Raw genomic sequence first — 14,190 nt, forward strand, 5'->3', positions numbered from 1 at the left:
TTAATCAAAGTCTTGTGGAGTAGACGGGAAAGCCCGCCTTAATGAGAGCAAGTTAAAAATGGAACAGTTTACCTAATCAGTCAATTTTAATAAGCAATCAAGCATATTGCTTTCTGAAAATGCTTGATTGCTTTCTGATTTCGGTAGATTTAGCAAGTAAAAAGGCATATTGCTTTCTCAAAATACTTGATTGCTTTCTCCTTTCAGTAAATTCAGCAAGTAAAAAGGCATATTGCTTTCTTAAAATGCATAATTGCTTTCTCATTTCCGTATATCACGTATACATTTCAGTAAATTCAGCAAGCAAAAAGGCATATTGCTTTCTCAAAATGCTTGATTGCTTACTAATTTCGGTAGATTCAGCAAGTAAGAAGGCATATTGCTTTTTCAAAAGCTTGATTGCTTACTAATTTCGGTATATCGCGCATTCATGACAACGATCGCTATGTAACAAAAATCATTGCAGAATTGCCGGAGTTCTCCCAAGCGGATCAATACGGAAGTTTTTTAAAGTAAAGAATATTAACCGTACTAGATTACAAGGCTCAGATCATGACTCGCAGAAAAAGAACCTCTCAGGTGTTAGAAAAAGCAGCGCGTCGTGCTGCTGGCATTAATTCAATTGATCCGAATTTAAATGTAGGCAATGGACTGACGCTACCTGCCTTTTCTACCCTAATCGAGACAATGCGAACTAGAGAGAATTTATACAACACTGCTCTTTCCAACCTTGATAAAATGTACCATGACATGCTCCAAACAGAGCGCGAGTTGGCAGATATGGCAGAGCATATGCTGTTAGGAGTTGCTACTCAATATGGTAAAAGCAGTGTGGAGTACGGGATGGCGGGAGGTGTTCCTAAGAACCAGCGCCACAAGGGACTGCGAGGCGAGTCACCAGTTCACAGTTCACAGCAACCGTCATTCATTGCCAGTGTGAACGGCAGCGGCAGCAAAAATGGCAACAAAGCAGCTACGACAAGTTAGCTTGAGTATTTTTCTTTTGAGAATGCCTATAGACTGAGGCTTTATCAAAAATTATTCTGACTTCTTGTCATTCATTACCGATGCCATTGCATCTGGGAACAAGTCATAAGTGTTACCGTCTGACACTTGTCTGGGAATACTTTTATAGGAGTGATAAGGAAGGCGATCGCGCTAACACTTTCAATTTAAATGTACTTTATCACCTTACAATCACTCCTATTTTACAAAAAATATTGTATTAATACTCACTAATCTACCAGAAGCAAATAAAATGGGATTCATTGAAGATATTACCAAGCTGTCTGAACAAGTCCGTAAGCGGGCTGACCAAGTTGTTGGCGAAGAAGCTACTAAAATGGCACTAATTGTTCCTTTTTTGAGTGCTATTGGCTACGATGTCTATGACCCTAGTGAAGTAATGCCGGAATACGTGGCAGATTTTGCTATTAAAAAAGCAGGGCAGTTTGAAAAGGTAGATTACGCCTTAGCTATTAACAATAATATAGTTATGCTCGTAGAAGCAAAAGCCCGTGGTCAAAAAGCTGAAGCACATGATGGGCAACTGAGCCGCTATTTTAATGGACTTTTGACAACAAAAGTAGCTATCGTCACTAATGGGGTTGAGTACCGTTTCTTTACAGACTTGCGTGATAAAAATGTCATGGACAAGGAGCCATTTTTTGCTTTTAACATCCTGGAATATGATACCAAAGATATTGATAACCTCAAATTCTTTCACTGTGATAATTTTGATGTTACAGCTATTACCAGTCATGCTGAAGAAATGGTTTATGTAAAAGGCATGACTCAGCTTCTAGGAAATCTTTTACGTTCTCCTTCTGAAGAATTTATTCGCTTTTTAGTAGCTGAACTCGGTACAGTTGCCCCTAGTTATGAAATTAAAGGTCGAATGACTGGTAAAGTTATTGATAAATTTAAACCAATTGTTAAAAAGTCGATTCAGGGAAGTTTAGTAGAGTTAATGACTCGCTCACTTAGCCAAGAAATAACTCAGCCTGTTGAAGTAGAAGTAGAACAAGAGATTGAAGAAGAGGAAAAACAGCAGGAATCTCAAGAATCGACGAAAATAGTAACAACTGCTGAAGAAATTGAAGCCTTTGAAAAAATTAAAGCAATCACGCAAACTTCAAGGAGTTACAACTTTGAACTCCAATACAAGGATACTGTTTCATACTTTGGTATCAATCTTGTTGGCAAAACTACCTGGTGGTTTCTCAGACTATATCTATCTTCGCAGAAAAAAAGTTTTATTACTCGCTTAAGTGTAGATGAAGTAAAGTCTCTAGCTTCAAATTTTGAAGTGCAGGAAGTAACAGCTTCTGTGGGGGATGCCACATCAAAAGTAATTATTTCCTCTGTCAGTGATTTCGATAAGCTGACATCACTGATTCTCAGATGTTACGAGGCAGAAGCAGCCAAGCACCAAGTATTCACCCCAGATGTAATCAGAATGGAAAAATCAGCTTAACTCCGTGTAATTGCTTTTACTAGCAGCATTAGTTACATGGGCCATCACTGCACAAGAAAACTACTACCGTCAACTGGGACTAAGAGATAGAATTCTTAACTTCCCGTTGATGATCGCAGTGGTGCTAACGTTGATTTTAATTATGCTCCCGAATTGTAGGCAAGATTTAGTTTGGTGGCTGACTCTTCTAATAAGCGTTGTTCATCAGCATTTCTTGGTAACACCAGTTGGCGCTCAATACCTATTGAGCTAATGATACATGGAAGTCCAAGAACAATATCAGTGTCAACTCCATACTTAGAATCTGCTCTCACGGATACTGGAAATATTTGCTTTTCATCTTGCAGGATGGAATCAACTAACTGACAAACTACCGTTGATATACCATAGCTAGTATTTCCTTTACGTTCAGAAATACTATAACCTCGCTTACGCGTTAACTCTGTGTACTCTTGCTGAATTTGTTCCAGTTTTTCTCCTTGTGGTATGGGAAATTCAGTTAACGGAATTCCCCCAATGAATGCATTAGACCAAACAACAAATTCACTGTCTCCATGCTCTCCAATCACATATACATGAACGTCTTGAAGAGCAACATTCAGCCGCTTACCAAGTTGATATCTCAGTCTAGCAGTATCAAGAACAGTTCCCGAACCGAAAATTAGGTTTTCTGCTCTAGTGGAACTGGCGATCGCAATCCGCGTTAGTATATCCACTGGATTGCTAACGATAAGTACGATTGAATTCGGTGCGACTCGATCCAATTCTTTCATCGTGGAACGCATAATCTCTGCATTGTCGCTCAACGTATCTAATCGGGTCTGTCCTTGTTTTTGCTGCACCCCAACAGTCACGACAATAATATCAGAATCCGCTAAATCTTCATACTGGTTTGATGGTATAATCTCCATCTCTTGAAGTAGGGGAATGCTGTCTCCAATATCCCATGCTTGCCCCTCAGCTTTTGATAAAGTTCGGTCAAAAAGGACGACTGTTACACACTTACGGAGTAGCACTAAAGCATTTGCTACGTTTGCACCCACATTCCCCGCACCAATAATACCGACCTTGGATGTTTTGCTACTCATGATTATATTTCACCTTTTTTGTAACTGAATCAATAAGTATATATTAACTCCAGCTAGTTAGTGCGAAGTGCTATTCTGCAAATATAATTTTTTAAATATAGTATAAAATAGTAGTTTTTTATCTTAAATAAAATTTTATAGCAATCCTAAATCATTTGTGATAAATTACTCGATTCATTCAGCTTAGAGAAGTAAAAATTTTGACTATTGATTGCTAGCTCGAATAATGCTTTCACTATAGAAAAAGAATAATATGAAAAATGGAACTATTTGTTAAAAGTTTGATTTGGGAAAGTTTAGTAGAGTTAATGACTGGCTTATTTAGTCAATAAAAAACTCAGCCTGTTGAAGTGAAAATAGAACAAGAGATTGAAGAAGAAGAGAAACAAGAATCTCAAGAATCAAAACTACTAACAACTGCTGAATAAATTGAAGCCTTTAAAAAAATTAAAGCATTACTAAACTTTAAGGACTTAAATTTTGAACCCGAACCAAGGATACTGTTTCACCCTTTGGTATCAATCTTGTTGGCAAAAGTACAGCCAAGTAAATCCTGTGAACGTTTACAATAAAAGCGTCTAAATAATAGAGGTAAATTGATGACAGGTGAATTTAATGGCAAAGTCGCGATACGTACAGGGCGATCGCCCCATCTCGATACCAATCACTGACATAAAGTTGGCTACCAGGTGGACGTAAAGGAGCAAAGCCAAATAATGATAATAGTTAAACTACATATACAACCCAACTGCCTAGACCTATTGACGAGTAGTACCCCTTATGGTATTGGTTTTGACAAAAAAAGTGGCTCTGCAATCAGCAGAACCACTAAAGCTTTCGCAAACCTGTTATAACTTAACGAACTGCCCCTTGAGCAGAAACAGTATCAATTGGCTTCATTAGGTACAGCCGCAATAACTGCCAGCCATTGGAGATGTAATGCGGCAGTTTCTGGAATAATTGCAGGAATTTGGGAGTATTAGAGTTAGCGATCGCACTCAACTTCTGATTATTGCTTATACAAGTATCCAATCGCTGATAAAACTCTGGATTCTCTACATCCAGCATCAGTGGGAACACCCTACCTGCGTTTTCATTAGTCTTCTGAATAACATGGATGTCGTATTCTCGCGCATCCAATCCAAGGGTGGCATAAAAGTCCTTACGTTGGATGTCATTGAGATACATTGTCGCAAACACCGACAATAGGAAGAACCGACTCCACAGCCGTGCTTTCCAATCATTCAATATTTGCGGCTGGGATTTCATGATCGCATCGAAGAAATCACCGTGACGGTTTTCATCTTGACACCAGTTCTCAAAGAACCGGAAGATTGGATAAATCCGGTCTTCGGGATGTGCTTCTAAGTGGCGATAAATGGTGATATAGCGCCAATAACCAATCTTTTCAGAAAGATAAGTGGCGTAAAAGATGAATTTTGGCTTAAAGAAGGTATAATTGCGGCTCTTAGTCAAAAACCCTAAATCTAGGGACAGATTAAAGTCCGACATAGCTTTATTCAAAAAGCCAGCGTGACGTGCTTCATCCCGTGACATCAGGTTAAAACACTCTGCCAAGACGGGGCTTTTGCCTTTCAAGCGACGACCGAGTTCTTTATACAGCAAAAAGCCAGAAAACTCTGCCGTACATGAACGTTCTAAAAATTCAACGAACAACTGGCGAGTCTCCCCATCAATATGATCCCAGGATTGTTCAAACTCGGCATCCCGAACAAAGTGATGGCGATTGTAGTCGGTGCGAAACTCTTCGAGAATGGCTCTTAACTCGTCTTCGTTAACGGAGATGTCCATCCGTGCCATTTCATCAAAATCGGTAGTATAAAACCGAGGTGTTAACAGGGTTTCTTTTGCCGGGACTTTAATCCCTGGCCGGATTTCTTCAAAGCCTGGTTTTTTGAGGGAATCTACCATGTCTTGATTGCTCTTTCGTCTTTATTATCTTAAGTAGACCCTTCGGGTGACGCTTCTACGTCGCTACCGCTATACTAACGGCAGTTCCTCATGGGGGAAACCCCAAAGATCGGACTGCCTCACCATAAAGCCAAGGGTTAAGCTCTGTTAAGGCGCAACAGCCCACAATAATCCAATTGTATAAAGTTCAGTCTACCAAGGTACGGGTTAGAAATTTGCAAGCGAAACATTAAGAGTTGCAACAATAATTCAATGTTTGCGGAATCAGAAATCGCAGATTGGTAGTCAAATAAGCGTAGTTCAGTGATCAGGATTGTTTTGATCAAGTGGAGTAAGACGCTCCTCTTGTATTCTCAAAGCACTACTATCTCAGTAATTTTCTGTGGTTCTTATTACAATAAATTAATGCGGTTTTCTCAATCCGTTGCTCATCTTAAAATTAACAATCCATGATTAGCATAATTACTGAAAAATTCTAATTATTTAGTGATATCTTGCACCCTTTTCAATAACTGTAGGTTGGACACTGCCCATAACATCAAATTATAGTTAGAGCGAACATCAGTACCAACCTCCAAAAATTGCCAGAAAGTAACTGGTGTAAGATGTAAATCTAACTATTCATACTTGGTATAAAAAACAGTATGGAAAAACTATCTTAGACAACAAGAGCAAATCCAAAGAGTTGAAAACAAGATGAATCTTGAAAACAATCAGCAAAAAGACCGACTTCTTGTCTCTTACATCTTGTGTGCAGTCGGATTTTTCGGGGTGGGAGGGCTGCACCGTTTCTACAATGGCAAGATCGGCACTGGGTTGTTGTGGCTGGTGACCGGTGGTGTGTTTGGTATAGGGCAGATCGTGGATTTGTTCTTCATGCCCGGTATGGTTGACGAATACGAACACCAGCTAAGACTAAAAGCGGGTGTATCTCCCTTTGGTGTGCCGTTAAATCAAGCAGTGGTTGCTTCTCAAGTTCACCGCCCAATAGGCAACCAACTCATGATGAAACTGATCGAAGCGGCGGAAAGCAAGGGTGGTATTTTAACTGTCACTCAAGGCGTGAAGTTCACGGGAGCTAGCTTTGCCGAAGTGGAAGCTACTCTCAATGAGATGTACAAATCAGATTATGTGAAAATTGATAACGACCCCAATACTGGAGCCGTTACTTACCATTTCCGCGAACTTTAAGGGAAGTGGGCAAGAAGCAGGGGAGCAGGGGGCTGCTCTTGCAAGGGGAATAAAAAATTACCTCTTTTCCCTCTGCTCCCAGCAAGAACTGCCCCTCTGCCTCTTTTCAATACCCAATGACTAATTTATACCTAACCACTTTTGACCGTCTAAGCGCTGAACTAAGCCAAATACCAATAAATCGAGTGTAATTCTGCGCTCATCGATTAAGAACGACTCAAGGGTGCTAGGTTTTTTGCCTTCATTACAGGAAAATCCCTTTTTCCCTTGAATATCTTCTTCGGGGAAATACAGGTTAAACTGACGCTGACCGATTTCTGTCCAACTGCCGATAATTTGCCAGCATTCTTCAGAGGATTCAAAGCCAGTGATTGGCACCTTTTGCTTGGCAAAAGACACCTGTAAATCTTGCACGCCTTGTTGAGCGATCGCTTTTTGTAAAGCTGGCAAGTAATCTTGCTCGATGAACTCTACAAATGGCTTATCTTCAACAGCTGGGGCTTTTTCCTTTTTGGCGGCTTTAGCTGCGGCGGCGGGTTTTTCTCCTGTTGCTGCGGCTGCGGCGGCGGGTTTTTCTCCTGTTGCTGCGGGTTTTTCGCCTCCTGCGGCTTTAGCTGCGGCTGCGGGTTTTTCTCGCTTGGGTGGTACAGCAGCTGGTTTAGCAGCATTGGGGTTATCTTCGGGATTTGCGGCTTTAGGATCTGGCGCGTTGGCAGTAGGAATATCTGTGGCTTCGGGTGAGTCTGTACTAGGAGCGTGTTCTTCAGCTACACTGGGAGCTTGCTTATCAACAGTGCTGGGAGCTACTTCTCCCGCTTGATTGTGATTGGTTTGGTCTGCCATTGCTCAGGTCAATCCTTTAATCTAGCTTTCGGAGCGATCGCTCACCTTGAGGTATCGGGTATTTTCATTTTGACATAATAGTACCGCAAGGCAATAATAACTGTACAGATTAAAAATAATGCAAAGGCTTAGGACATAAGCTTTTTTCCCTTCTGTCCCCTGTTCCTTCAATTTTGGATTTGCGGTTTTAGATTGTTCAACAGTACGATGTTTTGCATCCTGTGTAGAGATGTCTGTACACGTAGCTTTAAAAGGGGTAGGTTTTAAGAGTTAAGTTTTAAGGGGGTTAGGGAGTTTCTTCTACGTAAATCTTATTTAATCTAAAATTCTTCTGCCTCCTTCAAATCCCCTTGAATCCCATACCAGTTTCTACCTGTTGCTGTGCTTGAGTAGAACTTACCTTACCAGACGTAATGCTAAAAGTCTTGCGCCAAATACCAACTTGGCTTAAGAATAGACTTAATAAAATCAAGCTACCGCCAATATATTGAGGTCGGGTAGGAGCTTCACCTAAAATTAAATAGGCTGCGAGAATGCCCACAATGGGGCTAAATGAGCTAACTAAGGAAGCCATAGATACAGTGGAAGTTTTCAAGCCTTTAATCCAAAAAGACTGACCTATTACCACAATCAACCCACCATAGAGAAACATCCATTGCCACAAGAACGGTGAAAGGACATTAGCAAAATGATCGCTGCCATAGACGACTAAAGCAATGAGGAAAAAGATTACGGTTCCTAGTGCAGTCCGAAATATGCTATAGATTCCAAGCGGGATCTGCGAAAGGTATTTCTTACCAATAATCGTAGAAGCGGTTACAGCCACAGATCCTGCTGCTGCCAAAAGTTCCCCTATGCCTAAACTGAAACCTCCCATGTTCATCATGTTTTCTGCTGGGGATTGAAGGATGATAGTTAGGATAACACCGACAAACGCTGCGATCGCTCCGATAAATTCCCAAATATTTACCCGTTCTCTCAATAACCAGACTGATAAAGCCAGAGTTAGAGGCGGTTCCAAACGTCCCACCAAGATGACATTGTTTACTCCTGTGAGTGCAAATGCCTGGAAAATTAAGCCAGGGGCCAACGCACCCGATAAAATAGCTACTGCTGTTAAACTGACCCAATCCTTACTTGAGAGTTGCTTCAAAGTAGCTTTGTTCCACTGTCGCTCATAAATTAAGATCAGAAGTATCAAGGCGCAAAGGTTTCCCACGAATAAAACATTACAAAAAGAAATCGGATTACGATTGCCTATGAAATGTTCAGCACCAATTTCTGTTAGCTTCCGGGTAACTGCGCCAGATGCTGCAAAAATTAGCATTGCTAGCCAGAGATATGTTTGTCCAGAAATTCTATGGATTAGGCGATGTGGTCTTTTGGGTCTAGTCACAATAACATCACTGCAATGAAAGCATTGCTCATTATATTAAGTTGCCGTCATTCAGTTCTGAATGAGGTTTTGTTGAGAAAATACTTAAATTCTGCTGTGACTTGGAGTAACCATGATTGCCTGAGAAAGTGCTGAGAATCAACTAAATTTTCTCAAAGGATAAATTCATGAAAATAGTGGCTTAGTTTCAATCAACTCTCACTCCCACCTGAGATGCTTGGGATGTTCAGGATAAAACAAAGAAGAGAGTAACAAATGAAACTCGCACCCATACTTACAAGTGTCGCCTTGGTTGGTTTTCTCACAGTTTGGGACGCACCATTAAAGGTGATCAATCCGTTATTAGTGCAGGCATCAGCAGCCCAAGAGATGACTCTAACACAGAAACTAGACTTGCTAACTAAGAGTAAGGGTCAGATTGGTAGTGGTGATCAACTGCGTCGTTTCTTTTATGGTGACTTGGAGCCAATCGGTATCCAGGTAGGTGGTGCAGGTCACGTAGTTAACCTTTACAACAAAGCCAATGATATCACATTCGCTTACTGTTCATACTACGATGTAATTGTAGCAATTAAGAAAGGTAAAGTGACTAAGTTTGAACCCAGTGAAGTGAAGTGAAGTAATCCTATATCCACTTTTCAATTAATATTTTGCTAAAACCAGAGGAGCTATTTGATTACATCTAGGTTGCGATGTCTGACAACAAGCCGCGCCGCATCCACGCTAGAGTAAAAGTCTGATTTAGTCCTCCACAAAAAGGCATTATTCTTGCATAATCAGGTTAAAGGGCAAAGGTAAAAAGAAAATTTAATCTTTTTACCTTTAATGGCCCATTAATTTTATTTATCTTAGACAATGCCAGCTACCAAGTGCAAGGCTAATAGCTGAAGTCCACTCAAGTAGACTGGAACCTTTTATTAGTCCTCTTTAAAGGACTTTGGCTATTGGTTCCAGGGAGTTTTAATCTTTGGTGGGTGAGTGGGTAAGCGAAAAGTTCATTAGTTTTGCTAGATGTCCTGCATCTGTGATCAAGGTATTCTGGAGATATGTTGCTCAGATGCGATCACCTCCGGTGGGCGGTTACGCCATCAGATAAAGTATTGTATTGCAAAATAATTGTAATAATATTTAACATGAGTTGATGTTGTGTTATCTAGATTAACTATTGCAAAGAAATTCTTTCAGAGTCAGGAGAATGACAAATACAGCCAAGCAACTATTTTATAGATTAGTTACCCTAGAACTGTAGACCATGTTTTCAGTCCTGAGTTATTTAAGTATTTTGCCTCTGCGGCATATCAATCAAGACCACACCAAATCCTTCATTAAGATCTCCCACAAATCATAATGCCTGTGATTGAGAAGAAAAGAACTCGCGATTTACCCCAAATTAATGAACGAATTCGCTTCCCGAAAATTCGAGTGATTGACACTGACGGTGGCCAACTGGGAATTATGCCCCCAGTGGAAGCACTACAATTAGCAGAAGAAAAAGAGTTAGATTTGGTGCTACTCAGTGATAAAGCTGACCCGCCAGTTTGTCGGATTATGGACTACGGGAAATATAAGTTTGAGCAGGAGAAAAAAGCACGAGAAGCTCGGAAAAAGCAGCACACGGCTGATGTCAAAGAAGTTAAGATGCGCTACAAAATAGAAGAACACGATTACAACGTGCGTGTCAAGCAAGCAGAGCGCTTCTTGAAAGATGGCGATAAAGTCAAAGCTACTGTGATGTTCCGGGGTCGAGAAATTCAACACAGCGACCTAGCAGAAGATTTGCTCAAGCGAATGGCAACGGATTTGGAGCCATTTGGTGAGGTTCAACAAATGCCTAAAAAAGAAGGGCGAAACATGATGATGCTCATCTCGCCCAAAAAATAATCCTCTAACTGTTTAATAGACCAAGTTTGAAAATCCCCTGACTTCTAGCCAGGGGGTTTTTTCGTTTTTTGTTTGGATACAACATGCGCCCAAAGGTAGCGAGGTCATTTAAATTTATCGAAAATCGATAGTCCTGAAGGCTGAGTGGGAAACATAAGACTCAGTTGCTCAGGACTTTTGCTATTTCCAGGAGATGAGGGACGAGGAGGACAAGGAAGTATTTTCTTCCCCTGCAACGCCAGATTCCTACTCGCCTATTGCGCGGTGATACTACCAGAAAATAAAACTGCATGGAACTGAAAAATCACTGGTTGGCTGCAAATAAAGTTGCCTTACCACGGCTACTACAGTGGGTGAATCTCCGACCAGAGGAGAGTGAACGGACTCGGATAATGTTTGTTTTTTACACAACTGTATGTGTAGGATTGCGGTGGGCAGAGGACAGTACGGTGGCGCTGTTTTTGGATAAATACGGAACTAACCTACTGCCGTGGATGTATATTGCCAGTGCCGCTATGAGTGCAGGGCTGGTTTTTTTATACTCTTGGTTACAAAAGATTTTTCCCTTACGCCGGGTGATTGTAGCGATCGCACCTTGCATGTTGATGCCATTAGTTCTATTAATTTTATTACGTTGGGGATGGCAGGTTTCATACCTGGCAGTTATTTCGGTATTTCTGCTGCGGCTGTGGGTAGATGCACTTTATGTAGTCAATGACCTCAACACCTCGATTGTCGCCAACCAACTATTTAACATTCGAGAGATTAAGCGCACTTACCCACTGGTGAGTAGTGGTCTTTTGGTAGCAGATGTGATTAGTGGCTTTAGTTTGCCTTGGCTAGTGCAATACACCACGCTGAATAAGATCATCCTGATCGCCTGTATAGTAATTTTATTAGGATCGGGGATTCTCTTCTATTTAACTCATCACTACCGAGCAGCTTTTCCTGAAACCCCACAAAGACTAATTTCTGAAGAACAAACCTCACGAGAGCGTTTCATTAAAAGTCCGCTGAAACGCTATGTCTGGCAATTATTTGCCTTTGTCGGTCTGTTGCAAGTCATTGGGTTGTTAGTAGATTTTCAATATCTGCGCGAACTTCAATCTAATTTGGGTGATCGAGAACTCGCTAGCTTCTTGGGTCTTTTTGGTGGCATGTTAGGACTGTGTGAGTTGTTGTTGCAGTGGTTTATTTCCAGCCGACTCATCGAACGGATGGGGGTATTTTTCACAGCCACACTTTTACCAATCACTGTAGGCTTTTCACTACCAGGAGTGCTGGTATTCCTGCATTTAATTCCAGCCATCCAATCGCAAAGTTTTTTTTGGGGTCTGGTGATTGTCAAATTCTGCGATGAACTTCTGCGCTATACCTTTGTGATGAGTAGCGGCCCCATCCTGTACCAACCGATTCCAGAGGCAATTCGCAGCCGGATGCAGACTTTATCTGGTGGAACTGCCGAAGCGATCGCTACAGGTTTGACAGGAGCGCTAATTTTTGTAACTCTATTGTTTTGTGGGAGGTTTGTACCCGTACCCCTGCAAAAGTGGGTGTTGGTAGCAGAAACAATGCTTATAGCTAGTGCCTGTTTAAAAGTAGTTTGGGAATTGCGATCGCGCTATGTTGAACTGTTAGTCTTAAGTGTGGCACGGGGTCACTTAAGCGCAACGAATGTGGGTCTGCGATTCTTTAAGCAGGGGGTAGTCAAAGCTCTAGCAGAAAAAGGCAGTGAGGCTGATAAACGTTCTTGTATTGAACTTTTAGCCCAAATTGATTCCCAAGGAGCTGCGGAAGTTTTAGCACCCCTATTATTCAAGTTAACTCCAGATTTGCAGCGCCAAAGTTTGGAGGTGATGCTGATGGCAGGTGCCAATCCCGCTTATCTAGCCGCCATCCGTCCTTTGTTAGAACAACCCCAACAAACTAACCCCGAAGTTTTTGCCTTGGCGCTACGCTACATTTGGCTGGCTGAACCAAATCCTAATTTAAGCCTGCTAGAAGAATATTTGAACCCTCGCCAAAACTCACTCATCCGTGCTACCGCCGCCGCTTTAGTCTTACGCCAAGGAACGCCCATGCAAAAGGTAGCAGCCACTCAAACCATGCGCCGGATGTTGACTCATAAGCAAGAACGGGAACGGGTGAATGGAGTTAGAGCGCTCAGAGAAGCAGTTTATTTGCAGGCGTTGCGGATTTACATCCCAAATTTATTACAAGATGAGTCCTTAAGGGTACGCTGCGCCGTATTAGAAATGATCGCTGCTACCCATTTAGAGGAGTACTATTCGGCACTGATTGCAGCACTTTATTATAAATCAACCCGCAATACAGCAATGTCAGCCCTAATACTACTGGAGAATGAAGCTGTAGAGATGCTGTTGCAGTTGGCTATCAATATTTACAAACCAGAAGTAGTGCGGATGTACGCTTGGCGGACTATTGCTCAAATTGGTACTCAGGAAGCATTGGAGACTTTATGGGAAAACTTGCAATCATCTTGGGGAACTACCAGGGATCATATTCTCCACAGCTTATTAAAAATACACAAACAACCAGGAATTACAGGTTTAGTAGATCGGTTTTATGAAAGTCAGGTAGAAAATTTAATAGAACAGGAATTAAAGTTTTTAGGTGAGATTTACGCCGCCTACATTGACTTCAAAACATTAGACGAAAAAGAAAATTATCAATCAAGTGAGAGGATTGTGATTGTCTCTGAATTACTGCAACGCGCCCTCCTCGAATTGGAATTGGATGTCAAAGAGCGGCTGCTATTGCTATTGAGACTGCTTTACTCGCCAGAAAAGATGCAGGCAGCAGCATTTAATCTGCGATCGCTCTCAGTGGTAAATTTAGCGCGGGGCTTAGAAATCTTAGAGCATACCGTAACTCTGTCTTCAAAGTCTTTGTTGTTGAATACTTTAGATAACCGACCACAGGCAGAAAAATTGCAACATCTTGTAGAAGCCAAGATCCTAGAATATGAAAATATGGTAGTTAGCGATCGCCTCCACAGATTGCTGATGTTGGGTAACTTGCTTTCTGACTGGTGCCTAGCTTGCTGTTTCCATTTTGCTCAAGTGACTCGTATCCGACTGACAAGTTCTGAGATTTTAATGAGTTTGCGTCATCCAACTGGCTTTGTTAGGGAAGCTGCGATCGCATACTTGCATCTGGTTTCACATCGCGTTCTCCTGCAAATATTACCCCAGCTACAAAAAGATCCACATCCTCTGGTGGCTGCTCAAGTTAAAGAGTTACTCGAAAAATACCAGTTTAAAAATTAGACCAATCCCACTAGAGACACCGACCGATAAATTAAGCTTTTTGGCAATTTTTGTGTAAGTCCTAAATAAATTAGGGACTTTAAAAAAAAGAAG

The 14,190-nt window shown here is 41.4% G+C and carries 10 protein-coding genes and 1 pseudogene; 6 read left to right on the forward strand and 5 right to left on the reverse strand.

Annotated elements, in window-relative coordinates; translation table 11 throughout:
- Window positions 1–552: 552 nt before the first annotated feature.
- Together V7K35_RS26380 and V7K35_RS26385 are read left to right on the forward strand one after the other, a co-directional pair.
- Window positions 553–987: a hypothetical protein gene (locus tag V7K35_RS26380; protein ID WP_335083083.1), complete on the forward strand. Its 435-nt coding sequence runs from the start codon at window positions 553–555 to the stop codon at window positions 985–987.
- A gap of 271 nt (window positions 988–1,258) precedes the next feature.
- On the forward strand, window positions 1,259–2,476 hold the full coding sequence (locus V7K35_RS26385) for a type I restriction endonuclease (protein WP_335083085.1): 1,218 nt from the start codon (window positions 1,259–1,261) through the stop codon (window positions 2,474–2,476).
- Window positions 2,477–2,616: 140 nt separating this feature from the next.
- Here the strand turns inward: V7K35_RS26385 and V7K35_RS26390 are convergent, their stop codons facing one another.
- The 3 genes and pseudogenes from V7K35_RS26390 to acsF all read right to left on the reverse strand — a co-directional run bounded on the left by V7K35_RS26390 (window position 2,617) and on the right by acsF (window position 5,496).
- Window positions 2,617–3,564 carry an L-lactate dehydrogenase gene (locus V7K35_RS26390; RefSeq protein WP_335083087.1) on the reverse strand — a complete coding sequence of 316 codons (948 nt, stop codon included), beginning with the start codon at window positions 3,562–3,564 and terminating at the stop codon, window positions 2,617–2,619.
- Between the two features lie 146 nt (window positions 3,565–3,710).
- Window positions 3,711–3,830 (reverse strand): annotated as a pseudogene (locus tag V7K35_RS26395) (IS630 family transposase); the annotation flags it as partial.
- A gap of 589 nt (window positions 3,831–4,419) precedes the next feature.
- The gene (gene acsF, locus V7K35_RS26400) at window positions 4,420–5,496 is read right to left on the reverse strand and encodes a magnesium-protoporphyrin IX monomethyl ester (oxidative) cyclase (protein ID WP_335083089.1); all 1,077 of its coding nucleotides are present in this window, start codon (window positions 5,494–5,496) and stop codon (window positions 4,420–4,422) included.
- Between the two features lie 696 nt (window positions 5,497–6,192).
- On the opposite strand from acsF, the gene V7K35_RS26405 reads away from it, so the two are divergent.
- Entirely contained in the window at window positions 6,193–6,687 is a 495-nt protein-coding gene (locus tag V7K35_RS26405; protein WP_335083091.1) for a TM2 domain-containing protein, read from the forward strand.
- 120 nt (window positions 6,688–6,807) lie between these two features.
- Here V7K35_RS26405 and V7K35_RS26410 read toward each other — a convergent pair whose 3' ends face one another.
- Window positions 6,808–7,530, reverse strand: a complete 723-nt coding sequence (locus tag V7K35_RS26410; protein WP_335083093.1) for a DUF2996 domain-containing protein — start codon at window positions 7,528–7,530, stop codon at window positions 6,808–6,810.
- A 340-nt stretch (window positions 7,531–7,870) separates the two neighbouring features.
- Window positions 7,871–8,926: a DMT family transporter gene (locus tag V7K35_RS26415; RefSeq protein WP_335083095.1), complete on the reverse strand. Its 1,056-nt coding sequence runs from the start codon at window positions 8,924–8,926 to the stop codon at window positions 7,871–7,873.
- A gap of 255 nt (window positions 8,927–9,181) precedes the next feature.
- Between V7K35_RS26415 and V7K35_RS26420 the strand changes: the two genes are divergently transcribed.
- From V7K35_RS26420 to V7K35_RS26430, 3 genes are all read left to right on the forward strand, one after another.
- Window positions 9,182–9,544, forward strand: coding sequence for a hypothetical protein (locus V7K35_RS26420; RefSeq protein WP_335083097.1), 363 nt, complete (start codon window positions 9,182–9,184; stop codon window positions 9,542–9,544).
- A 729-nt stretch (window positions 9,545–10,273) separates the two neighbouring features.
- The gene (infC, locus tag V7K35_RS26425) at window positions 10,274–10,807 is read left to right on the forward strand and encodes a translation initiation factor IF-3 (RefSeq protein WP_335083099.1); all 534 of its coding nucleotides are present in this window, start codon (window positions 10,274–10,276) and stop codon (window positions 10,805–10,807) included.
- Between the two features lie 290 nt (window positions 10,808–11,097).
- Window positions 11,098–14,097, forward strand: a complete 3,000-nt coding sequence (locus V7K35_RS26430) for an MFS transporter (protein ID WP_335083101.1) — start codon at window positions 11,098–11,100, stop codon at window positions 14,095–14,097.
- The last annotated feature ends 93 nt before the right edge of the window (window positions 14,098–14,190 follow it).

The organism is Nostoc sp., assembly GCF_036917275.1.
In the GTDB taxonomy this organism is placed as follows: Bacteria; Cyanobacteriota; Cyanobacteriia; order Cyanobacteriales; family Nostocaceae; genus Nostoc.

Coding starts and splice junctions, on each gene's coding strand:
- V7K35_RS26380 (WP_335083083.1), top strand. CDS start 553: ATGACTCGCAGAAAAAGAACCTCTCAGGTGTTAGAAAAAGCAGCGCGT.
- V7K35_RS26385 (WP_335083085.1), top strand. CDS start 1,259: ATGGGATTCATTGAAGATATTACCAAGCTGTCTGAACAAGTCCGTAAG.
- V7K35_RS26390 (WP_335083087.1), bottom strand. CDS start 3,564: ATGAGTAGCAAAACATCCAAGGTCGGTATTATTGGTGCGGGGAATGTG.
- acsF (WP_335083089.1), bottom strand. CDS start 5,496: ATGGTAGATTCCCTCAAAAAACCAGGCTTTGAAGAAATCCGGCCAGGG.
- V7K35_RS26405 (WP_335083091.1), top strand. CDS start 6,193: ATGAATCTTGAAAACAATCAGCAAAAAGACCGACTTCTTGTCTCTTAC.
- V7K35_RS26410 (WP_335083093.1), bottom strand. CDS start 7,530: ATGGCAGACCAAACCAATCACAATCAAGCGGGAGAAGTAGCTCCCAGC.
- V7K35_RS26420 (WP_335083097.1), top strand. CDS start 9,182: ATGAAACTCGCACCCATACTTACAAGTGTCGCCTTGGTTGGTTTTCTC.
- infC (WP_335083099.1), top strand. CDS start 10,274: ATGCCTGTGATTGAGAAGAAAAGAACTCGCGATTTACCCCAAATTAAT.
- V7K35_RS26430 (WP_335083101.1), top strand. CDS start 11,098: ATGGAACTGAAAAATCACTGGTTGGCTGCAAATAAAGTTGCCTTACCA.